Here is a 22477-nt window from a genome sequence, read left to right as displayed (position 1 = left end):
CCCCTTTATTCCGCCGCGACGCGGGCTGCGCCGGACAGATAGCCCATGATGCTGTCGGCCGCTTCGCGACCGTCGCGGATGGCCCAGACCACCAGCGAGGCACCGCGCACGATGTCACCCACGGCAAAGACGCCGGGCAGGCTGGTCTGATGCGTCTGGTAATCGGCGCGGATCGTGCCCAAGCGCGTCGTCTCCAGCCCCTCGACGCCCCACAGGCGGGGCAGTTCCTCGGGCTCGAAGCCAAGCGCCTTGATGACCAGTTCGGCCGGTTCGTCGTAATCCGCACCCTCGATCAGTTCGGGCGAGCGGCGGCCGGACACGTCCGGTGCGCCCAGCCGCATCTTCTGGATGCGGACCGAGGCGATGGCTGTTTCGGCCACGTCGATTTCCTGCGCGGCCTTCGCCTCGCCGGTGACATGGCCCGCAAATGCGCCGGGGGCGGACAGCCAGACGAATTCGACGCCTTCTTCCTCGGCGTTCTGCACTTCGCGCTGGCTGCCCGGCATGTTGGCACGGTCGCGGCGATACAGGCATTTCACCGATTGCGCGCCCTGACGGATGGCGGTGCGCACGCAGTCCATGGCGGTGTCGCCGCCGCCGATCACGACGACGCGCTTGCCCTTGGCGTTCAGCTCGCCGTCTTCGTAATCCGGGATCTCATCGCCCAGATCGACCCGGTTCGAGGCGGTCAGGTAATCCAGCGCCCGCACCACGCCCTTGGCCGCGGCATTGTCCAGATCCAGATCGCGGGTTTTGTAGACGCCCGTGGCGATCAGCACGGCATCATGCTTGCCGCGAATGGCATCAAAGCTGAGGTCGACGCCGACATCGGTGTTCAGCACGAATTCGACGCCGCCGTCGATCAGTTGCTGGGTGCGGCGTTCCACCACGTCCTTTTCCAGCTTGAAGCCGGGGATGCCATAGATCAGCAGCCCGCCCGCGCGGTCGTGGCGGTCATAGACCGTGACCTGAAAGCCCATGCGCCGCAGCCGGTCCGCCGCTGCCAGCCCGCCCGGACCCGCACCGATGATGCCCACGGATTCCGCGCGTTCCTGCGCGGGCGCTGCCGGTTTGACCCAGCCATTTTCCCACGCGGTGTCGGTGATATATTTCTCGATCGCGCCGATGGTGACGGTGCCATGGCCGGATTGTTCGATGACGCAATTGCCTTCGCACAGGCGGTCCTGCGGGCAGATGCGGCCACAGATTTCCGGGAAGGTGTTGGTTTCCTGACTGCGCAGATAGGCTTCCTGCGTCCGGCCTTCGGCGGTCAGGCGCAGCCAGTCGGGGATGTTGTTGTGCAGCGGGCAATGCGACTGGCAATAGGGCACGCCGCATTGGCTGCACCGGCTGGCCTGCTCGGTCGCCTTGGCGGCGGCGTATTCGCGATAGATCTCGTGGAAATCGCCCGAGCGGTCTGCCGCGTCACGCTTTTCGGGCATTTCCCGACCCAGGGTGACGAACTTGAGCATCTTCTGCGTGGCCATGGCTGCGCGTCCTTCCTAGCGAGGCTTACTGAAAGCCTGATAAGACAGGGCGAAGATGATTAAAAGTCAACCGTGCTGACCTAAATGCGGATTTTAACCTGCGATAGCGTAAAATGGCACCTTCAGTTCGCGAATTTAGGTCAGCATCGTTTACCAACCAGCCAGCAGAGCCAGCAAAGCCACGCTTCCGACGATGATTCGCCACCAGGCGAAGAAGGCATAGCCATGCGCCGAGACATAGTTCAGCAACCAACGCACCACGATGACAGCCGAGATGAACGCGCCGATAAAGCCGACGACGATGTTTCCCAGCGCTGCTGCGTCCAGAATGTCCTTGTTCTTGTAAAGATCATAGCAGAACGCGCCCAGCATGGTCGGCATGGACAGAAAAAAGCTGAATTCGGCGGCAGCGCGCTTGTCCGCGCCCAGAAGCAGCGCACCCGTGATGGTCGATCCCGACCGCGACACGCCGGGAATCATCGCCAGACACTGGATCAGCCCGATCTTGAAAGCGGTGCCGACCGGGATGTCCTCGGCGGCGTGATAGCGCGGGGTGATGTCCATGCGGTCCACCCATAGCAGGATGAAGCCGCCGATGATCAGCATCACCGCAACCAGCATGGGCGTTTCAAACAGGATGTTCTTGATGATGCCATGCGCCATGACGCCGATGATGACGGCGGGCAGGAAGGCCACCAGAACCGCAAGGATGAACCGGCGCGAACGCGGATCGCTGCCTGCGGTCGAAAAGATCTGCCACAGGCGCGTGGCATAGACGCCAAGGATGGCCAGAATGGCCCCGGCCTGAATCAGCACCTCGAAGGCGCGGCCGGGCGAATCGAAGCCCAGAAAATGCCCGGCCAGCAGCAGGTGGCCGGTCGAGGATACGGGAATGAACTCGGTCAAGCCTTCCAGCAGACCAAGGATCGCGGCGACAATCGTATTATGTTCCATCAGCTCCGGCGCAGGTTCTTGGCGGACGCCGTCATCGCCTCATACTGACCCGAGGGACGGAAGCGCCACAGATACTCGTTAATGACCGCCGGGGCGGCGGTCGGCTCGATACCCAGGGTCTCCAGGGTCTTGGCGCTGTCGCCGACTCGGTTCGGAGCCTTCAGCGATCGCAATTGGTCGCGCGTCAGAACGCGGTTGGTCAGCAGCCCGCCGCTGACGGTCTGCACCGTATCCAGCACCGCGGCCAGCCCGCCGCCCAGCGGACCGGGCAGCGCCATCACCGCGCGGCGGCGACCCGTGGCCTGCAGGACCAGCCTGGCCACCTCGCGCATGGTCATCACATCCGGGCCGCCCAGTTCGTAGATCCCGGCCTCGGCCTTGCCCTCGGCGGCCATCGCGGCGGCATTGGCCACGTCCATCACATAGACCGGCTGCACCGGCGTATCGGCCCCCGGCACCATCAGCACCGGCCCGAAGCGCGTCATGCTGGCGATGCGGTTGAAGAAATTGTCGTCCGAGCCGAAGATGATCGACGGGCGCAGGATCACGGCATCGGGCCGCGCGGCCAGCACCGCAGCCTCGCCCCGGCCTTTCGAGGCGGCATAGAGGCTGTCCGATGCCGCATCCGCCCCCAGCGCCGAGACATGCACAAAGCGCGGCGTGCCCTGCTGGGCCGAAATCCGCGCGATGCGACCGGCGGCCTCATCGTGAATGGCGTCAAAGGTGTTCTTGCCTTCGCCGACCAGAATGCCCACGCAGTTGATGACGGCCTGTGCGTCGGTCATGCAGGCTGCGACCGAGGCGTCGTCGCGCACATTGCAGAAGACCGGCTCGATCTGGCCGGGGGCGCCATAGGTGCGCACCACGCCAGCCTCGTTCGGGCGCCGCACCGCGACACGGACACGCCAGCCCTGCGCTGCCAGAACCCGGGCGATCTGCCGCCCAAGAAAACCGGACCCGCCATAGATCGTGACAAGCTTGGCTGCGGACATGGCTATCGCTCCTTCTTGGCGTGCTTTACCGCTCATTACCCAAGCTGACCCGACGCGGCAAGCCGTGGCTGCATCGAGGCTGCAATGCGGTCGGCGACCCGCAAGGCATTGGCGGCAATGGTCAGGCTGGGATTGACCCCGTTCGAGGTGGGCATGAAGCTGGAATCGGTGACGTAAAGATTTTCCAGCCCATGGACGCGGCAGTCGCGGTCCAGAACGCTGGTCGCGGGGTCGTCGCCAAAGCGCAGCGTGCCGCAGGGATGGGCGAAATTCAGCTGCGGCGCCTGACCCATGAACATGGCGCGGTTGGGACGGAACGCCGCGCGCATCGCTTGCCGGAACGCCGCGCGGCGGCGCTGCAGTTCATCCGACACCGTATACTGAAAGCCCAGCAGGTCTTCGTCCTTGTCGTCGATCAGAACCCGGTTGCTGGCATAAGGCAGGTCTTCCAGAACGCCGACGAACAGCTTGGCCTGACCCAGCGCCTGTGCTGCGACCCGCGCAGGCAGGCGCAGACCCAGCCGCAACGGCCGCAGCTTGCGCAGCGGCGAGCGGTCGAAGCGGCTGTTCATGGCGTGCAGGATCTCACCATAGCCCGCGACCAGCCCCATGGATTGCACCGTGCCGAAGCGTTCGCCCTGCATGTAATACAGATCGCGCATGCTGATCGAGCGCGAGGCCCCGCTTTCGCCCTTGGTGCGCCCGGCCCAGATGGCGATGATCTCGCTGAGGTGGAACATCAGGTTGCGGCCGACCAGATCATTGCGGTTGCCCAGACCGTCGGGCCAATATTCGTTCTTCGACCGCAGCAGCAGCGACGGCGAGCCCAGCCCGCCCCCGGCCAGCACATAGCGATGCGCCCGCAACTGCAGCTCTTGCCCGTCGCGGCGGCAGGTCAGGGACTGCACGCCCGTCGCATCCGCCTGAATCTGGGACACGCTGCAACGGTCCAGCAACGCGGCGCGCCCCGTGGCCAGCGCGGGCAGCACACCCGCCGTGCGCCCGTCCATCTTGCAGCGTTTCGGGCAGCGCTGGCCAAAGCAGCTCAGGCAGCCCGGCACGAAGCGCGCGGCCATATGCGTCTGATAGGGGTGCATGCCCGCGCGGCGCAGATCCTGCATCAGCGCCGCATCCGAGGCGGGCAGGGCGCGCGGCGGCGCGGGCAGATTGGCGGGGATCGGGTCCAGCGGGTCGGGCTCGCCGCTGATTTCGAAGTAGGTCTCGGCCTTCTCGAACCACGGGCGCATCTGCTCATAGCCCACGGGCCAGCCGCCGGTCGGATGCGGATGGGCGTTGCTGTGGTCCAGATCATGCGGCTCGGGGCGTTCCAGCGTGGCCGCGTAATAGGCCGAGGTGCCACCGACCCCGGCGCCGATCATGCCGTCCAGCTGGTAGGTCGTGCCGTCAAGTTCGGCATTGATCAGACGCGGCCAAGCGCCATTCGCTGCGCGTGCCGCAGGGTCGGCGGTGTCGATGGCCAGCCCTTCGATCCGGCTGTCGCCCAGATCGGTGCCTTTTTCGACGAACAGGACGGACAGCCCCCGTTCGGCCAGCAGGCGGCCGACGCTGCCGCCGCCGATGCCGGTGCCGATCACGATGACATCCCAGATCCGGGCAGTAAGGTCTTCCATCAGCAGAACCCGTTCATCATCAAAAAATTATCGGTAATTGCCAGCCGTTCTTATGGCTGGCGCAAGGCTGCGGCAAGCTGGCCGAAAGGACAGCGCGCGTGCCTGCCTTCCCCTTTCAACGAGGTTCGGGCGGCCGTGCAAAGAAAAAATGACGTGAGCGCGAAATTTCTTCATTCGGGCCATTGACGCCCCCCGCAACTGCCTTTAATCACCCCGCTCACACCACCTGCCCAGGTGGCGGAATTGGTAGACGCGCACGGTTCAGGTCCGTGTGCCGCAAGGCGTGGAGGTTCGAGTCCTCTCCTGGGCACCAAGAACAAAACCCTCGCAAATCCTTGGATTTGCGAGGGTTTTGCATTTCAGGCCCGCGCGGTTCTACGACCTTGCGCGGCCTGCGCGCGCCACGGCCCCGCTTGACTTTCCGCTTGCGGCAAGACGGTCTTCGCCCCATCACGCCACCCCGCAGGAGAACGCCGCATGATTCCCCGTTTCGGCCCGCCGCCCGGCCCGCATCGCTATCGCCTGCGCGCCGGAGCCTATGCGCTTCTGATCCGCGACGGCGCGGCGCTGCTGACCTTTCAGGGCGGGGCCGAGCCCGAATTCCAGCTTCCCGGCGGCGGCATAGATCCGGGCGAATCGCCGCAGGCCGCGCTGCACCGCGAGGTCTATGAGGAAACCGGCTGGACCATCGGGACGCCTCGGCGGCTGGGGATCTATCGCCGGTTCTGCTATATGCCGGATTACGGGTTCTGGGCGGAAAAGCTGTGTTCGATCTGGCTGGCACGTCCCATCCGGCGCATCGGCCCGCCCACCGAACCCAATCACAGCGCCCATTGGTTCCCCTTGGCCGAAGTCGCGCATGAGCTTGCCGATCCGGGCTGCCGGGCGTTTGCGGCGGCTTATCTGCGCGGGCGCTGATCGCGGGATCAGTCCTGTCTGATGTCATTCCGTTCAACCAGAACGGCTGAGATATCGTCCTTGCGCTTTCCGGCGGTGAAATTCGCCACCGACCAACAGATCGATTCCAGCAATGCGCTGCCCCGCAGCATGGCGTTGGTGCGCATGATCGCCTGCAACCCTTCGTCGCCCAGCGTTTCGCCGCGCGGGTTTTCGCTGTCCGTCAGCCCGTCCGAACTGATGAACAGGCGGTCACCGGGCGCCAGCGTGAACTCGACCTCGTCGAACTCGGCATTGGCGAACAGGCCCACCGGCATGCCGCCCTTTCCCAGCAGGTGCAGGCTGCCATCAGGGCGTTGCAGCACCGGATGCGGGTGCCCGGCCTGAACCAGCCGCCCGGTGCCCGTGGCGAAATCCAGATCGGCATAGACCATGGTGAAATAGGCATCGGTCCGCAATTCGTCGATCATCAGCTTGTTCAGATGCCGCATGACCTGCGCGGGCGATCTCGCGTCGGATTGCCCCTGATCGTTCAGCCGCAGCGCGATATTGTGTTCCTTGTCCCCCGAAAGCAGCGCGGCCAGCCGGGCGCTGAGCAGGGCTGCCGCCACGCCATGCCCCGACACATCCAGCCCGAACAGTCCGACCCGGTGTTCATTGATCGGAAAAAACCCCACCAGATCGCCGCCGATATGGCCGGCGGGCCGCATCAGCAGCGACAGATCGCAATCGCCGAACCGGCCGTTGCGTTCACGCACCAGCCCCTGTTGCAGACGCTGCGCCTCGCGCAGGTCGCGGTCGATGGCGGCCTGGGTTTCGCGCAACTGCGTCAGCGTCTGTTTCAACTGGGAATTGGCCAAGCGCAGGCTGTCTTCCATGCGCAGGATGCGTTCGCCCGCCGACAGCCGCGCCAGCAATTCCGCCCCCGAGACGGGCTTGGTCAGAAAGTCATCCGCCCCCGCGCGCAGCCCCTCGGCCACGTCTTTCTTTTCATTGCGCGAGGTCAGCAGGATGAAATAGCCATAGCGGTCCGCCTGCATGTCGCGAAACCTGCGGCAGAATTCCAGCCCCGAGCGGCCCGGCATCATCCAGTCAGAAATCACGATATCCGGGCGCCGTTCGATGCAGATCTGCATCGCCTCATCCGCATTCGCGGCCTCCAGCACGTCATAGCCCGCGCGCATCAGTTGCACGGCAAGCGTGCGGCGCTGCGCCCGGCTGTCATCGACCAGCAGAACCAGCCGCCAGACAGCGGGCGAGGGGCTTGCAGGATGGGCGTTCGGAATCATCATGACGCGATCTGTAATCCATCGACGCTGAAGACTCCGTTAATTCAGACAATTGTTCCCATTAACCCGCAAGAGAGGAACTCTATGCTAGGTTGAATACATGATTCTCCCTGGGGTTGCTTAATGCTGGATTGGGACCGCATCCGTGAACTGCGAACTGAGGTCGGTGACGACGAATTCGCGCTGATCCTCGAGCTGTTTCTCGACGAGGTCGAAGGCGTCATCATGCGCCTGTCCAAGGGCCATCCTGCGCAATTGGCAACCGACCTGCACTTTTTGAAAGGCTGCGCGTGGAATTTGGGATTTCGGGGCTTTGGCGTGTTGTGCGACGAAGGCGAAAGGATTGCGCTGACCGGCAAGGTGGCGCGGCTGAACCTTGACGAAGTGATGCAATGCTATTCGTCATCCAAGCAGATGATGATCGGCGCTTTGGAAACGGAAGGGGCGCTGCGACGCGCCTGACGCCGCAGCCTGCCCTGTCAGATCAGGAATTCCGACAGCACCGGATCGCGGGTGATGTCGCGATAGCCGATGCCCGCCTCTTCAAGCCGGGCGCGCAGCCGGTCCAGATTGTCGGGATGGCTGGTCTCGATCCCGATCAGGATCGAGCCGAAGTTGCGCGCGGATTTCTTCAGATATTCAAAGCGCGCCACATCGTCATCCGGCCCCAGCAATTCCAGAAAATCGCGCAGGGCGCCGGGGCGCTGTGGCATCCGCAGGATGAAATACCGCTTCAGCCCGGAAAATCGCTGGGCGCGTTCCTTGACTTCGGGCAGACGCTCGAAATCGAAATTCCCGCCCGAACAGACGCAGACCACGCGCTTTCCCGCCAGATCGGGAATGTCGCGCAGCGCGTCGACGGCCAGCGCGCCCGCAGGCTCCAGCACGATGCCTTCGATGTTCAGCATGTCCAGCATGGTGGCGCAGATGCGATCCTCGGGCGCGGCATGGACCTGTCCGGGCCGGAACCGCGACAGGATCGAAAAGGGCAGGGCGCCGATCCGGGCAACCGCGGCCCCGTCGACGAAGGTATCGACGGCGGGCAGCGTGACGGGGCTGCCGGTCACCAGCGCCTCGCGCAGGCTGGAGCCGCCCTCGGGTTCGGCGAAAGCCGCCTGCGTGGCGGGCGCAAGCTCGGCAAAAAGCGCGGTGATGCCCGAAGCCAAGCCGCCGCCGCCCACCGGCAGCACGACCAGATCGGGCGCGCCGCCCAGCTGGGACAGGATCTCAAGCCCCACCGTCGCCTGCCCCTCGATCACGTCGGGATCGTCGAAGGGCGACAGGAAGGTCGCGCCCTGCGCCCGCGCAAATTCCTGCGAGGCGGCCAGCGTCTGGTCGAAATAATCGCCGGTCAGCACGATCTCGACCGCATCGCCGCCAAAGATGCGGGTCTTGGCGATTTTCTGTTGCGGCGTCGTCACCGGCATGAAGATCGTGCCGCGCGCGCCGAAATGGCGGCAGGCATAGGCCACGCCCTGCGCATGGTTCCCGGCGCTGGCGCAGACGAAATGCCCGCCCGCACCGCCCGCGATCTTGCGCATGGCGTTGAAGGCGCCACGCAGCTTGTAGCTGCGCACCGGCGTCAGATCTTCGCGTTTCAGCCAGATCTCGGCACCGTAACGCGCCGAAAGGTGGTCGTTCTTCTGAAGCGGGGTCGGCTCGAAGAGGTCGCGCAGCGCGACCTCTGCCTGGCGGACAGAGGCAGCAAAGTTTTCCATACCGTCGCCCATCGCGCGATTTCAGGCATTTGGCAAGGGGGAGGATGGCGCCGGCCCGCGTCGGTCATGATGACGGCGGCGATGGCGGATGCCGGGCGAAACCGCGCGGCAAGACGGATTCGTGACCCCATCCCCTTGTGACAACCGGCGAATGGTCCTATTCCCTGCCGAAATTTGCCTTGGGGGTTCACCGCATGACCGACGCGCCGAAGAAAGTCGTCCTTGCCTATTCGGGGGGGCTGGATACCTCGATCATCCTGAAATGGCTGCAGACCGAATATGGCTGCGAGGTCATTACCTTCACCGCCGATCTGGGGCAGGGTGAGGAACTGGAGCCTGCGCGCGCCAAGGCGGAACTGCTGGGCATCAAGCCGGAAAACATCCATATCGTCGACGTGCGCGAGGAATTCGTGCGCGATTTCGTCTTCCCGATGTTCCGCGCCAATGCGCTGTATGAGGGGCTGTATCTGCTGGGCACCTCGATCGCGCGCCCGCTGATCTCGAAGCATCTGGTCGAGATCGCGCACAAGCATGGCGCCGATGCCGTGGCGCATGGCGCGACCGGCAAGGGCAACGATCAGGTCCGGTTCGAACTCAGCGCCTATGCGCTGGATCCCTCGATCAAGGTGATCGCGCCCTGGCGGGAATGGGATCTGACCTCGCGCACCAAGCTCTTGGAATTCGCCGAGGCAAACCAGATCCCGATCGCCAAGGACAAGCGCGGCGAGGCGCCGTTCAGCGTCGATGCGAACCTGCTGCACACCTCGAGCGAGGGCAAGGCGCTGGAAAACCCCGCCGATGCCGCGCCGGAATATGTCTATCAGCGCACCGTGTCGCCCGAAGAGGCGCCGGATCAGCCGGAATTCATCGAGATCACCTTTGAAAAAGGCGATGCCACCGCGATCAACGGTCAGGCGATGAGCCCGGCCACGATCCTGACCAAGCTGAACGAACTGGGCGGCAAGCATGGCATCGGGCGTCTGGATTTCGTGGAAAACCGCTTCGTCGGCATGAAGTCGCGCGGCATCTATGAAACCCCCGGCGGCACCGTGCTGCTGGAGGCGCATCGCGGCATCGAACAGATCACGCTGGATGCAGGCGCGGGCCATCTGAAAGACTCGATCATGCCGCGCTATGCCGAACTGATCTATAACGGCTTCTGGTTCAGCCCCGAGCGCGAGATGCTGCAGGCCCTGATCGACAAGTCGCAAGAGCATGTCACCGGCACCGTCCGGCTGAAGCTTTACAAGGGTCTGGCAAGCTGCGTCGGCCGCTGGTCGGATCACACGCTGTACAGCGAGGCGCATGTCACCTTCGAGGAAGACGCCGGCGCATACGATCAGAAGGACGCGGCGGGCTTCATCAAACTGAACGCGCTGCGCCTGAAGCTGATCGCCACGCGCAACGCCCGCGTCGCCAAGTAAACCAGACGGCCGCGAGCGATCCTCGCGGCCTTTTTCATCGGGGCCGTCATGACCGCACGCATCGCCATCGTCACCGTCTCCGACCGCGCCAGCCGGGGCGAATATGAGGACAAGGGCGGACCGGGGGCCGAGGCATGGCTGCGCGCCACCATCACCTCGCAGATCGAGATCACGCGCGTGATCGTGCCCGACGGGCGCGATGGCGTGGCGGCGACGCTGCGCAGGCTGTGCGACAGCAGCGATCTGATCCTGATCACCGGCGGCACCGGCCCCGCGCCGCGCGATGAGACGCCCGAGGCGCTGGCCGATGTCATGGAAAAGGAACTGCCTGGTTTCGGCGAGGAAATGCGCCGCGCCAGCCTGCGCGAGGTGCCGACCGCCATTCTGTCGCGCCAGACCGCGGGCATCCGCGGCCAGACGCTGATGATCACCATTCCCGGCAAGCCCGCAGCCATTGCGACCTGTCTGGATGCGGTCTTTGCCGCCGTGCCCTATTGCCTTGATCTGATCGGCGCGGCCCGGATCGAGACCGACCCGGCGCGGATCAAGGCCTTCCGTCCCGGCGCATGACGCCCCGGCGGCCCCATCGAGGGGCCTTCGGTGCGCGGGCGCGCCCGCTTGCGTCCTGAACTGGACAAACCCGTCAAGCTGATGTCCCATAGGCGGGAACGGCAGCGGCGGTGCCGCGTTCGCCGTGGACAAGCTGGAAGGACGCAGCGGGAATGGCCGACGATCCCTATAAGGCGCTGGGGCTGGAGAAATCCGCCACGCAGGACGACATCAAGAAGGCCTATCGCCGGATTGCCAAGACCGACCATCCCGACCTGAACCCTGACCCGGCGGCGCATGAACGCTTCAAGGCGGCGTCCTCGGCCTATGATCTGCTGAAGGATGCCGACCAGCGCGCGCGCTTCGACAAGGGCGAAATCGATGCCTCGGGTCAGGAACGGCCGCAGCGGCATTATTACCGCGAATATGCGCAGGCGGGCGACAACCCCTATCGCCGCAGCGGGCCGCAGGATTTCGACGAGATGTCGGATGTGTTCGCGGATCTGTTCGGCCAGCAGGGCGGGCGGCGGCGCGCCAGTCAGGCGCGGGGCTTCGACATGCGCGGGCAGGATCAAAGCTTCACGCTGGAGATCAGCTTCATGACCGCCGTTCATGGCGGCTCGCAGCGGATCACCATGCCCGATGGCGCGGTGCTGGAGGTCAAGATCCCCGTCGGCGCGCATGAAGGCCAGATCATCCGCCTGCGCGGCAAGGGCGCGCCGGGCTATGGCGACGGTGAGCCGGGCGACGCGCTGCTGACGCTGGTGGTGGCCGACGATCCCGACTGGCGGCGCGACGGCAACGATATCGAAACCACCTTGCCCATCACCATCGACGAGGCGGTGCTGGGCGGCAAGGTCGAGGCGCAGACCATCGACGGGCCGGTGATGCTGACCATTCCGCGCGGCGCAAGCTCGGGGCAGAAGCTGCGTCTGAAAGGACGCGGGCTTAAGGCCGAGGGCGGCCAGCGCGGCGATCAGCATGTCGTGCTGAAGATCGTCATGCCCGCCCGCATCGACGACGATCTGGCCGAGTTCATGCAGAACTGGCGCCAGCAGAACGCCTATGATCCAAGGAGGGGATGATGACGCGCAGGCATTTCACCCTGACGCAGGTGCTGGCCGAATTGCCCGATCTGGGACCGGAGCAGCTTGAGAGCTATATCCGCTCGGGCGTCGTGGTTCCGGTGCAATCCGAAACCGGGCCGCTGTTTCGCCAGCTGGACATCGCGCGGCTGCAACTGGTCGTGGATCTAGCCGAGGGCTATCATCTGGACGATGAGGCGCTGGCCATGGTCCTGTCGCTGGTTGATCAGTTGCACGGCCTGCGCGGCGACATGCACGCGATGCTGGATGCCGTCGCACGCGAGCCGGTCGAGACGCGCGAACGCCTGCGCAGCGCGATCCGCGAGGTGCGCATCGTCGTCAGGAACTGAAAAAGTCACGCAACGGTCGTGATTCCGACAAGTTCCTGTCACTCGCGCCCCGCAAACCCCGCAAGGATTTTCCCACCATCCTTGAGGGACATATGACGTTTCGTCTGACTTTCTGTTCGGTTTTGGCGCTGGCTGCGGCGATGCCCGCCATGGCTGAGCCGGTGTTCAACCGCATCTCCAGCTTCGCGACCGTCGACAACATGGCGCAGGATCAGGATCGCAGCCGCGAAACCTCGTCCGAGATCATGACGGCGACGGCGGATGGCATGGAACTGATCTATTCCGACGCGCCGCTGGGCGCGATCGGCCTGATCGACATCGCCGATCCCGCAGCGCCGAAGCCGCTGGGCAATATCGCCATGGACGGCGAGCCGACGACCACCGTGGTTCTGGGCGAGATGGCCTTTGTCGGCGTCAATACCTCGGAAAGCTATGTCGCGCCCTCGGGCGTGTTGCGCAGCGTCGATCTGACGACGAAGCAGGTGGTGGCGAATTGCGATCTGGGCGGTCAGCCGGATTCGGTCGCCCTGTCGCCCCGCGGTGACATGCTGGCCGTCGCCATCGAGAATGAGCGCGACGAAGAGGTGAATGACGGCGCCCTGCCGCAGATGCCGGCGGGCTTTGTCGTCCGTCTGCCCATCCGCGACGGGCAGGCGGATTGCGGCAATCTGCAGCGGATCGAGCTGACCGGCCTTGCCGCCGAAGGCGGTGACGATCCCGAACCGGAATATGTGGACTTCAATGCGAATGGCGATCTGGTCGTCACGCTTCAGGAAAACAACCACATCGTCGTGATCGGCGCGGATGGTCAGATCGCCTCGCATTTCAGCGCGGGCACGGTGGATCTGGACGGCATCGACACCGAACGCGATGGCAAGCTGGATTTCACCGGCGCGCTGAAGGCGGTGCCGCGCGAACCCGATACGGTGGCGTGGCTGGACAACGACCATTTCGCCACCGCGAACGAAGGCGATTACAAGGGCGGCTCGCGCGGGTTCACGATCTGGAACCGCGACGGCTCGGTCGTCTATGAATCCGGCCCGGCCTTTGAACATGAGCTGATCAAGATCGGCCATTACCCCGAAAAGCGGTCCGACAAGAAAGGCGTCGAGCCCGAGGCGCTGAAATACGCCGAATTCGATGGCCAGAAACTGCTGTTCGTCGGCTCGGAGCGCGGCAGCGCCATCGGCGTCTATGACGTGGCGAACCCGGCGCAGCCGGTGCTGCGGCAGATCCTGCCCTCGGGCATCGGGCCGGAAGGTCTGGTCGCGATCCCGCAGCGCAACCTGTTTGCCAGCGCCAATGAAACCGATCTGGGCGAAGACGGTGCCGCGCGCGCCCATGTCATGATCTTCCAGCGCGCCGAAGGCACGCCGGTTTATCCGACCCTTGCCTCGGATCAGGTGATGGGCTGGTCGGCTTTGTCGGGTCTGACCGTCGATCCGACCGACCCCAGCGTGCTTTATGCCGTCAGCGACAGCGTTTACGGCAAGCAGCCCGCGATCTATCGCATCCAGACCGGCACCACGCCCGCCAGGATCTCTGACAAGACAGTCGTGACCAAGGACGGCCAGCCCGCCGAGAACCTTGATCTTGAAGGCATCACCGCCGACGGTCAGGGCGGCTTCTGGCTGGCAAGCGAGGGCAATCCGGAAAAGGACATCCCGCATCAGATCCTGCATGTGAACGGCGAAGGCGCGATCCAGCAGCAGATCGAACTGCCCGCCGATCTGGTGGCAGGCTCGACCCGCTTCGGGCTTGAGGGCATTGCGCTGGCCGCCGATGGCAGCCTGTGGATGGCCGTGCAGCGCGAATGGAAGGACGATCCCAAGGGCCAGACCAAGCTGCTGAACTTCAACCCGGCCTCCGGCGCATGGTCCGGCGTGCGTTACCCGCTGGAAACGGGCGAGGGCTGGGTCGGTCTGTCGGAAATCGCCATTCATGGCGACCAGATGTATCTGATCGAGCGGGACAACCTGATCGGGCAGGCGGCGAAGCTGAAGACCGTGACCTCGGTCGCGCTGGCCGATCTGAAGCCTGCGCCGCTGGGGGGCGATCTGCCGCTGGTGACCAAGACGCTGGTGCGCGATCTGATCCCCGACCTGAAACAGTGGAACGGCTATGTGCAGGACAAGGTCGAGGGCATGGCGATCACGCCCGATGGCACGTTCTATGTCGTGACCGACAATGACGGTGTGGATGACAGCTCGGGCGAAACCTTCTTCTGGTCGTTCAAGCCCTGACCGCTCAGGGCCGGTCTGATCCGGCCCTTTTGCGTTCCGGCAGGCGGTCCATGATCGCCTGCCTTTCACCGTCCGTCATCCCGCCCCAGCGTGCGATTTCATCCAATGTGCGCAGACAGCCGATGCACAGCCCGCTGTCGGGGTCGATCTGGCAGATGTTGACGCAGGGGCTGGCGATCATCCCAGATGACGCAGCCGGTCCAGCAGCCCTTGCAGGATATAGCCCGCCGCCACATGGTCGATGACCTCGGCGCGGCGCTTGCGGGATGTGTCGGCCTCAAGCAGGGCGCGTTCGGCGGCGACGGTGGACAGGCGTTCGTCCCAGAAGGTGATGGGCAGCGGCGTCAGCCGTTCCAGATTGCGGGCGAAGGCGCGGGTCGACTGCGCGCGCGGCCCTTCGGTGCCGTCCATGTTGCGCGGCAGGCCCAGCACCAGCCCGACCAAGGCGCGCTCATCCGCGATCTTCAAAAGCGCCTGCGCGTCCAGCGTGAATTTCTCGCGCCGGATGGTCGACAGCGGCGTCGCGACGGAACGCAGCCCGTCGCTGACCGCCACGCCGATGGTCTTGGTGCCAAGATCCAGCCCGGCCAGCGCCCCGGCGCGGGGCAGAGTTGCGACGAATTCTTCGGCAGTCTGAAAGATCATTGCAGTCCCGATTGCTGTGCTGCGGCCTCGATCGGGGCCAATGCTTCAGGCGTGGCGGCAAAGCGCGTGCGTGCCTCGGCCAGAATGGTCTGTGCATGATCCTTTTGGCCGATGACGACAAGCGCGGAAATCAGCCGCGCCCATTCCTCGGGCGCACCACCTTGGGTGGCCAGCCGTTCCTCGAGGCCCTTGACCATGCCCTGCACCATGTCTTCGCGCTGCTGCGGGGTCATGTCCTGTGCGGCGGCCATCGCGTCGGCATCCGGGCCGGGCAGGCTGCGGCGCGGCTCGGGCGGGGTATAGTCGGGCTGACCGGCGAACCATGCCAGATCCGGGGTCGCTTCGCGCAGGGTCGCGGTCCATGGCGCGTTGTCCGGGCTTTCGGCCAAGAGCCCGGCCCAGATCGGAAAGGCGCGGTCGAGGCGGCCATTCTGGATCTGCAGCAGCCCTTCAAGATAGCGCGCATGGCCGTCCCTGGGATCCAGCGTCAAGGCGCGGGCCAGTTCCGCCTCGGCGTCGCGGGTGATCAGACCGCCCGCGGCCTCGATGGTCAGCTGCGCCAGCTGGGCATGGTCGGCGGCGCTGGCCTGATCGCCCTTCAGCGCGACCAGCCGGGCCTGCGCCTGTTTTGCCGCGAGCAGATTGCCCAGACGCTGTTCATGCATGGCCAGCAGGGTCTGGCCCTGCGGATCGTCGGGATTGTTGGCGACCGCCATGCGCAGCTGTTCGATCAGCCGGCGATATTCGGCGTCGGTTTCGGGCGGCGGGCGCTTGGGTGCGGCGGCTTCCGCCTCGGACTGGCTGGGGCGGTTGTCATAGGTCTGCTGGGCCAGCGCGATGCGCTTCGCGATGGGCTGATCGGGCAGGTTCGGCGCGCCGATGCGGGCATAAAGCGCGGCGCCGCCCAGCAGGATCAGCGCCAGCACGGCGACGGCCACGCGCCCGCCGGGGGTGCGGCGGTCTGCGGTTTCGCGCTGCAAGGCCCGGTCGGCGGTCAGCACCTTGCGGCCGATTTCGGCGCGCAGACGCTCGGCCTCGGCGGGTTCGATCAGGCGGCGTTCCAGATCCCGCTCGACCTCGCGCAGCTGGTCGCGATAGATCCGCAGATCATAGGCGGCGGCGGGCTGGCTGCCCAGATCGCGCCGTCGCAGCAAAGGCGCGGCGATGGCCGTGGCGGTGATGGCCACCAGACCGGCGCAGATGATCCAGAACATCGGCAACTCCCTTCCCCAGTCTTTGTTCATAACGGGTTTACGCGGTCGGAAAAAGTCAAACCGCCGTGGCAAAAGGTCTTATGCCCGCGCAGAAGATCTGCGCTTTCGGCTGACGCATTCCGACAATTTTGCCGTCGCAACTTGGCTTGCCCCGGCGGGGCCGAAAAAGGCACTGTGCAGCACGACGAGTCGCGAAAGGTCTGCCCATGTCCGCATCCCCCACGAACAGCACCGGCAAATATTCGGTCTTCGCCATCGCGCGTGAGGCGCTGCGCCTGCATAGCGGCTGGAAACGCGCATGGACCAGTCCCGAGCCGAAGAAGAAATACAAGGTCGTCATCGTCGGCGCGGGCGGGCACGGGCTGGCCACGGCGTATTATCTGGGCAAGAATTTCGGCATCACCGATATCGCGATCATCGAAAAGGGCTGGCTGGGCGGCGGCAATACCGGTCGCAACACCACGATCATCCGCTCGAACTATCTGCAAGATCCGTCGGCGGCGATCTATGACAAGGCGCTGAAACTGTATGAGGGCCTGTCGCAGGATCTGAACTACAACGTCATGTTCAGCCCGCGCGGCCTGTTGATGCTGGCCCAGACCGAGCATGAGATCCGGGGCTACAAGCGCACCGTCTATGCCAACCAGTTGCAGGATGTGGCGACTGAATGGGTCACGCCGCATCAGATCAAGGAGATGCTGCCGATCATCAATATCGACGGCCCGCGCTATCCGGTTCTGGGCGGTCTGTATCAGGCGCGCGGCGGCACGGCACGCCACGATGCCGTGGCATGGGGCTATGCCCGCGCCTGTTCCGCGATGGGCATGGACATCATCCAGAACTGCGAAGTCACCGGGGTCGAGACCGAAAATGGTCAGGTCCGCGCCGTGAACACCGGCAAGGGCCGGATCGAATGCGACAAGCTGGCGATGATCGTCGCGGGCCATTCCTCGGTTCTGGCCGAGATGGCGGGCTTCCGTCTGCCGATTGAATCGCTGGCCCTGCAGGCGCTGGTCTCCGAACCGATCAAGCCCTGCTGCGATCTGGTCATCATGGCCAACACCGTCCACGGCTATTTGTCGCAATCCGACAAGGGCGAGATGGTGATCGGCGGCGGCACCGACGGTTTCAACAACTATTCGCAGCGCGGATCCTGGCACCATGTCGAGGAAACCGTGCGCGCGCTGGTCGAAACCTTCCCGATGCTGTCGCGGCTGAAAATGCTGCGGCAATGGGGCGGGATCGTGGACATGACCGGCGACCGCTCGCCCATCCTGTCGACCACGCCGGTCGGCGGCATCTTCGTCAATTGCGGCTGGGGCACCGGCGGGTTCAAGGCGATCCCCGGTTCCGGCTGGGCCATGGCCGAGCTGGTGGCGAATGGCCGTCCCGGCGCGCTGGCGGCGGAATTCGGGCTGAACCGCTTCAAGGAAGGCCGCTTCATCGACGAAAGCGTCGCGGCCGGGGTTGCGCACTGATGATCCGGGCGCGCGATATCCTGCTGGGCATGGACGGCGGGGGGCGGGTTTCCGCCCAAGCCCGCCCCATAGCCGCGCGCGCCGGAAAAGTGCTGCGATTTCAATGGAACTCTTTGGGTGATGGTGCATTGTTCCCGCACGACACCATGACCAAGGAGTTTTCTTCATGGCCGAACAGAACAAGAGCAACACGTGGCTCATCATCGGCGCGATCGTCGTTGTGCTGGCCGTCATCTACTGGTTCATGTCCTCGGGCACCACGCCCGAAGCGACCGCACCCGCAGAGACCGGCGCCGCCACAACCATGGAAACGCCCGCAGCACCGGCTGACGATCCGGCTGTCAGCGTCGAGCCCGCTGCACCGGCCACGCCCGCTCCGGCTGATCCCGCAGCACCTGCTGGCGGCACCACCGCACCGGCAAACTAAGGGCATCGGCCCGGCACTTTCGGGTGCCTTCTCTACAGAGGTCCGGGGGGACACGCGCCCCTCGGTTCCTGTATTTCCAATGATCGGTCGGGGCGTGGTTCCGGCGATCCGCAAAAGCCCGCTGTCCGGCCTGTCCGGCGCACAGCCCTGCCGCATTCCGGCATCATTTCCCATTTCCCTGACTGACAAGACACGCGTCCGGCCTTTGGCTTGGGCGCCGAATGCCGTGCGCGGCCTGCCGCCGAAGGAGTGACCCATGCTGACCCTGACCTGTCCCTATTGCGGCATCAGCGCCGAAGAGACCGAGCTGGCCCCCGGCGGTGAAGCGCATCTGAAACGCTTCGGCCCCGGCTCGTCGGATGAGGATTTCGAAAGCTACCTGTTCGCCCGCAAGAACCCCAAGGGCGTGCATTTCGAACGCTGGCGCCATGCCTATGGCTGCGGCAAGTGGTTCCTTGCCGCCCGCGATACCGTCACGCTGGAGGTGTTCGGCACCTACCGCGCCCAGACGCCGCATCCCACCGCCCAGATCGTCGAGGCCATCCGCGCCAAGCGCCCGGACTGGCAGCCCGACTGGACCGAAGCCCCCGCCGCAGCACCCACGACCACCCCTGCCGAAAGCCTGACCGAATGAGCGATACCGGACCCTTCCGTCTGCCTCAGGGCGGCCGCCTGATCGACCGCGCATATCAACTGCCGTTCCGTTTCGATGGCCGCCAGCTGCGCGGCCTTCAGGGCGACACCATCGCCTCGGCCCTGCTGGGCAGCGGCCAGCTGATGATGGGGCGGTCGTTCAAATATCACCGCCCGCGCGGCCCCGTCGCCTCGGGCGCCGAGGAACCCAACGCCCTGCTGGGTCTGGGTCAGGCCGGCCGGTTCGAGCCGAACCAGCGCGCCACCACCACGCCCTTGGTGGGCGGCATGGTGACAACCAGCCAGAATTGCTGGCCCAGTCTGAATGTCGATATCGGCGCGGTGAACAACTGGCTGTATCGCTTTCTGCCCGCGGGCTTTTACTACAAGACCTTCATTCATCCGCGCCCGGCATGGAAGCATCTGTTCGAGCCGATCATCCGCCGCTCGGCCGGCTTGGGCAAGGCGCCGGTCGATGCCGATCCCGATACCTATGAACAGGCTTACGCCCATGCCGATCTGGTCGTGGTGGGCGGCGGCGTCGCAGGTCTGGACGCCGCGCTGACGGCGGCGCGCGACGGAAAATCGGTGATCGTGCTGGAACAGACCCCGCAATTCGGCGGTCGCACGCCCACCGACCATGCCGAGGGTCAGGCCCGCGTCGATGCCCTGCTGGCCGACCTGCGCGCGCTGCCCAATGTGACGCTGCGCCGCCAGACCATGGCGACGGGGCTTTACGACCACGGCTATCTGCTGGCACGCGAGGCAATTGCCGATCACGATCCGAATGCGGGCCTGCCGCGCCAGCGCCTGTGGCGCATCCGCGCGGGCCATGTCGTCGTCGCCACCGGCGCGCTGGAACGGCCGCTGAGCTTTGCAGGCAATGATGTGCCGGGCGTCATTCTGGCATCCGCCGTGCGCGATTTCATCGTCGATTACGGCGTGGCCCCCGGTCGCAGGGTCGTCGTCGTCACCAATAATGACGACGCCTATCGCACGGCTCTGGCCGCGCTGGATGCCGGTCTGTCGGTGCCCGCCGTCATCGACGCGCGACCCGAAGCCACCGGCCCGCTGCCCGAGGCGGTGCGTGCGCGCGGCGTCCGCGTCCTGACCGGCACGGCCATTGCCGGGATCCGTGGCGGCCATGCGGTCGAGGATGTGAAGATCTGCTCTCATGCCGGGTCGGGCGATGTGCAGGACATCATCCCCGCCGATTGCGTCGCCATGTCGGGCGGCTGGTCGCCCGTGGTGCATCTGTGGAGCCATTGCGGCGGCAAGCTGAACTGGCACGAGGATCGCGCCATGTTCGCCCCCGATCCGAACCGCCCGCCGACCGGCAAGGACGGTCTGGCCATGGCCTCGACCGTGGGCGCGGCTTCGGGCGATCTGCTGGTCGGCGCGCCCGAGGAGCAGCCGCTGCTGCCGGTCTGGGTCATGCCGGTCAACGCGACCCGCAAGATGAAATTCAAGATGTGGCTGGATTTCCAGAACGACGTGAAAGTGTCGGATGTCGAACTGGCCGCGCAGGAAGGCTATCAGTCGGTCGAACACACCAAGCGCTATACCACGCTGGGCATGGCGACGGATCAGGGAAAAATCAGCAATATCAATGGTCTGGCCGTGCTGTCCAAGGCGCTGAACCAGCCGATCCCGCAGACCGGCACGACGACCTTCCGTCCGCCCTACACGCCCCTGACCCTTGGCACCATTGCCGCCGAAGCGCAGGGCGATCTGTTCCAGCCGCTGCGCAAGACGCCGATGCACGACTGGTCCGAGGCGCATGGCGCGCATTGGGAACCCGTCGGCCACTGGCGTCGCGCCTATTGCTATCTGCGCGGCGCGGAAACGCCGCATGACGCGGTGGCGCGCGAAATCCGGGCGGTGCGGGCCTCGGTCGGGACGCTGGACGCCTCGACGCTGGGCAAGATCATCGTCAAGGGGCCGGATGCCGGCAAGTTCCTGGATATGATGTATACCGGCATGATGTCGACGCTGCCCGTCGGCAAATGCCGCTATGGCCTGATCTGCAACGAAAACGGCTTCCTTGTGGATGACGGCGTGGCCGCGCGGCTGTCCGAGGACACGTGGCTGGTCCATACCACGACCGGCGGCGCCGACCGCATGCACGCGCATATGGAAGACTGGCTGCAATGCGAATGGTGGGACTGGAAGGTCTATACCGCCAATGTGACCGAGCAATGGGCGCAGGTCGCCGTTGTCGGCCCCAAGGCGCGCGTGCTGCTGGAACGGCTGGGCGGCATGGACCTGTCAGCCGAGGCGCTGCCCTTCATGCAATGGGCCGAGGGTCAGATCGCAGGCATCCCCGCCCGCGTCTTCCGCATCAGCTTCTCGGGCGAGCTGTCCTTCGAGGTGGCGGTGCCTGCGGGGCGCGGGCTGGAGCTTTGGGAAAAGCTGCACGCGGCGGGCAAGGATCTGGACGTGACGCCCTATGGCACCGAAGCCATGCATGTCATGCGCGCCGAAAAGGGCTTCATCATGATCGGCGACGAAACCGACGGCACGGTGATCCCGCAGGATCTGGGCATGTCCTGGGCCATCAGCAAGAAAAAGCCCGACTATATCGGCAAGCGCGCGCAGGAACGCGGCTTCATGGCCAGCCCCGACCGCTGGAAGCTGGTGGGTCTGGAAAGCGTCGATGGCCGCATGTTGCCCGATGGCGTCTATGCCGTGGCCGAGGGCAAGAATGCCAATGGCCAGCGCAATGTGCAGGGGCGGGTCACCTCGACCTATGTGTCGCCGACGTTGTCGAGGCCCATCGCGATGGGTCTGGTCAAGCACGGTCCCGACCGCATGGGCGAGGTGCTGGAATTCCCGGTGCAGGGCGTGGAAAGCTATAAGGCGCGGATCGTCGATCCGGTCTTTTACGACAAGGAAGGGAGCCGGGCGAATGGCTGAGACGCTGGCACGAATCACCCAACTTCAGGATCTGGGCATGATTCAGATCCGCGCCAATCTGGCGGCGCTTGGCGATGTGATCGCCAAGGCCGTGGGCGTCGGGATGCCCGACCAGACCAGCGTGTCGGTCAACGGAAATCGCAGCCTGTGCTGGATGTCCCATGACGAATTGCTGCTGATCCTGCCCAAGCCCGAGGCCGCCGAGACCGCCGCTGCGCTGACCCAGGCGCTTGGCGACAGCCATGCGCTGGTGGTGGATGTCAGCGACATGCGCGCGGCCTTCAGCATTGACGGCGCGCAGGCCTTGCAGGTTCTGCAAAAGCTGTGCCCGGCGGATTTGGCGGCCATGCCCGCCGACGGGATGCGCCGGACCCGCGCGGCGCAGGTCGCCTGCGGCGTCTGGCGGCGTGAAGGCGGCTATGTGCTGATCGGCTTCCGCTCGGTCGGGGACTATCTGCGCGGGCTTTTGCAGACGGCGGCGCGTGCGGGCACGCAGCTTGATCCGCGCTGACTGACCGCTTCGTGTCTTGTGGCGGCGCGTGGGC

The 22477-nt window shown here is 65.2% G+C and carries 21 protein-coding genes and 1 tRNA gene; 13 read left to right on the top strand and 9 right to left on the bottom strand.

Annotated features, from left to right (window positions below):
* Positions 1–5: 5 nt before the first annotated feature.
* The 4 genes from GL284_RS00330 to GL284_RS00315 form a co-directional block, all read right to left on the bottom strand.
* Positions 6–1487 (bottom strand): NAD(P)-dependent oxidoreductase, encoded by a 1482-nt coding sequence (locus GL284_RS00330; RefSeq protein ID WP_155042662.1) that lies wholly within the window; start codon positions 1485–1487, stop codon positions 6–8.
* Positions 1488–1637: 150 nt separating this feature from the next.
* Positions 1638–2441, bottom strand: coding sequence for an undecaprenyl-diphosphate phosphatase (locus tag GL284_RS00325; RefSeq protein ID WP_155042661.1), 804 nt, complete (start codon positions 2439–2441; stop codon positions 1638–1640).
* Positions 2441–3433 carry a complex I NDUFA9 subunit family protein gene (locus GL284_RS00320; protein ID WP_155042660.1) on the bottom strand — a complete coding sequence of 331 codons (993 nt, stop codon included), beginning with the start codon at positions 3431–3433 and terminating at the stop codon, positions 2441–2443. Before GL284_RS00320 ends, GL284_RS00325 begins: the two co-directional genes overlap by 1 nt.
* 35 nt (positions 3434–3468) lie before the next feature.
* Entirely contained in the window at positions 3469–5064 is a 1596-nt protein-coding gene (locus GL284_RS00315; RefSeq protein ID WP_155042659.1) for a GMC oxidoreductase, read from the bottom strand.
* A gap of 228 nt (positions 5065–5292) precedes the next feature.
* Between GL284_RS00315 and GL284_RS00310 the strand changes: the two genes are divergently transcribed.
* Both GL284_RS00310 and GL284_RS00305 read left to right on the top strand, forming a co-directional pair.
* Positions 5293–5377, top strand: a tRNA-Leu gene (locus GL284_RS00310).
* 164 nt (positions 5378–5541) lie between these two features.
* Positions 5542–5982, top strand: coding sequence for an NUDIX domain-containing protein (locus GL284_RS00305; protein ID WP_155042658.1), 441 nt, complete (start codon positions 5542–5544; stop codon positions 5980–5982).
* A gap of 8 nt (positions 5983–5990) precedes the next feature.
* Here the strand turns inward: GL284_RS00305 and GL284_RS00300 are convergent, their stop codons facing one another.
* Positions 5991–7253, bottom strand: coding sequence for a PP2C family protein-serine/threonine phosphatase (locus GL284_RS00300; protein WP_155042657.1), 1263 nt, complete (start codon positions 7251–7253; stop codon positions 5991–5993).
* A gap of 120 nt (positions 7254–7373) precedes the next feature.
* On the opposite strand from GL284_RS00300, the gene GL284_RS00295 reads away from it, so the two are divergent.
* Positions 7374–7712, top strand: coding sequence for an Hpt domain-containing protein (locus GL284_RS00295; RefSeq protein WP_155042656.1), 339 nt, complete (start codon positions 7374–7376; stop codon positions 7710–7712).
* 17 nt (positions 7713–7729) lie between these two features.
* Here the strand turns inward: GL284_RS00295 and ilvA are convergent, their stop codons facing one another.
* Entirely contained in the window at positions 7730–8968 is a 1239-nt protein-coding gene (gene ilvA, locus GL284_RS00290; protein WP_155042655.1) for a threonine ammonia-lyase IlvA, read from the bottom strand.
* 194 nt (positions 8969–9162) lie between these two features.
* Between ilvA and GL284_RS00285 the strand changes: the two genes are divergently transcribed.
* The 5 genes from GL284_RS00285 (at position 9163) to GL284_RS00265 (ending at position 14619) form a co-directional block, all read left to right on the top strand.
* A complete protein-coding gene (locus GL284_RS00285) occupies positions 9163–10392 on the top strand; it encodes an argininosuccinate synthase (RefSeq protein ID WP_155042654.1) in 1230 nt (409 codons plus the stop codon).
* Positions 10393–10440: 48 nt separating this feature from the next.
* Positions 10441–10962: a molybdopterin adenylyltransferase gene (gene mog, locus GL284_RS00280; protein WP_155042653.1), complete on the top strand. Its 522-nt coding sequence runs from the start codon at positions 10441–10443 to the stop codon at positions 10960–10962.
* A 152-nt stretch (positions 10963–11114) separates the two neighbouring features.
* Positions 11115–12026, top strand: coding sequence for a DnaJ C-terminal domain-containing protein (locus tag GL284_RS00275; RefSeq protein WP_155042652.1), 912 nt, complete (start codon positions 11115–11117; stop codon positions 12024–12026).
* Positions 12026–12376: a hypothetical protein gene (locus GL284_RS00270; RefSeq protein ID WP_155042651.1), complete on the top strand. Its 351-nt coding sequence runs from the start codon at positions 12026–12028 to the stop codon at positions 12374–12376. The genes GL284_RS00275 and GL284_RS00270 overlap by 1 nt, the downstream gene beginning before the upstream one ends.
* 92 nt (positions 12377–12468) lie before the next feature.
* A complete protein-coding gene (locus tag GL284_RS00265; RefSeq protein ID WP_155042650.1) occupies positions 12469–14619 on the top strand; it encodes an esterase-like activity of phytase family protein in 2151 nt (716 codons plus the stop codon).
* Between the two features lie 4 nt (positions 14620–14623).
* Here GL284_RS00265 and GL284_RS00260 read toward each other — a convergent pair whose 3' ends face one another.
* The 3 genes from GL284_RS00260 to ccmI are packed head-to-tail and all read right to left on the bottom strand — an operon-like array spanning position 14624 to position 16478.
* Positions 14624–14800: a DUF1289 domain-containing protein gene (locus GL284_RS00260; protein WP_155042649.1), complete on the bottom strand. Its 177-nt coding sequence runs from the start codon at positions 14798–14800 to the stop codon at positions 14624–14626.
* Entirely contained in the window at positions 14797–15264 is a 468-nt protein-coding gene (gene ruvX / locus GL284_RS00255) for a Holliday junction resolvase RuvX (RefSeq protein ID WP_155042648.1), read from the bottom strand. The genes GL284_RS00260 and ruvX overlap by 4 nt, the downstream gene beginning before the upstream one ends.
* The gene (gene ccmI / locus GL284_RS00250) at positions 15261–16478 is read right to left on the bottom strand and encodes a c-type cytochrome biogenesis protein CcmI (protein WP_155042647.1); all 1218 of its coding nucleotides are present in this window, start codon (positions 16476–16478) and stop codon (positions 15261–15263) included. The genes ruvX and ccmI overlap by 4 nt, the downstream gene beginning before the upstream one ends.
* A gap of 206 nt (positions 16479–16684) precedes the next feature.
* Between ccmI and GL284_RS00245 the strand changes: the two genes are divergently transcribed.
* The 5 genes from GL284_RS00245 (at position 16685) to GL284_RS00225 (ending at position 22443) form a co-directional block, all read left to right on the top strand.
* On the top strand, positions 16685–17956 hold the full coding sequence (locus tag GL284_RS00245) for a sarcosine oxidase subunit beta family protein (RefSeq protein ID WP_155042646.1): 1272 nt from the start codon (positions 16685–16687) through the stop codon (positions 17954–17956).
* Positions 17957–18122: 166 nt separating this feature from the next.
* Complete coding sequence (locus GL284_RS00240; RefSeq protein WP_155042645.1) at positions 18123–18383, top strand: flagellar basal body-associated FliL family protein; 261 nt, start codon at positions 18123–18125, stop codon at positions 18381–18383.
* Between the two features lie 256 nt (positions 18384–18639).
* Positions 18640–19017 carry a sarcosine oxidase subunit delta gene (locus GL284_RS00235; protein WP_155042644.1) on the top strand — a complete coding sequence of 126 codons (378 nt, stop codon included), beginning with the start codon at positions 18640–18642 and terminating at the stop codon, positions 19015–19017.
* A complete protein-coding gene (locus tag GL284_RS00230; protein WP_155042643.1) occupies positions 19014–21932 on the top strand; it encodes a sarcosine oxidase subunit alpha family protein in 2919 nt (972 codons plus the stop codon). The genes GL284_RS00235 and GL284_RS00230 overlap by 4 nt, the downstream gene beginning before the upstream one ends.
* On the top strand, positions 21925–22443 hold the full coding sequence (locus tag GL284_RS00225; RefSeq protein ID WP_155042642.1) for a sarcosine oxidase subunit gamma: 519 nt from the start codon (positions 21925–21927) through the stop codon (positions 22441–22443). The genes GL284_RS00230 and GL284_RS00225 overlap by 8 nt, the downstream gene beginning before the upstream one ends.
* Positions 22444–22477 lie beyond the last annotated feature (34 nt).

The sequence above is a fragment of the Paracoccus shanxieyensis genome (assembly GCF_009711265.1).
GTDB lineage: Bacteria > Pseudomonadota > Alphaproteobacteria > Rhodobacterales > Rhodobacteraceae > Paracoccus > Paracoccus shanxieyensis.
Note: the sequence above shows the minus strand (reverse complement) of the source record. Positions and strands in the feature narration are given on the sequence as shown.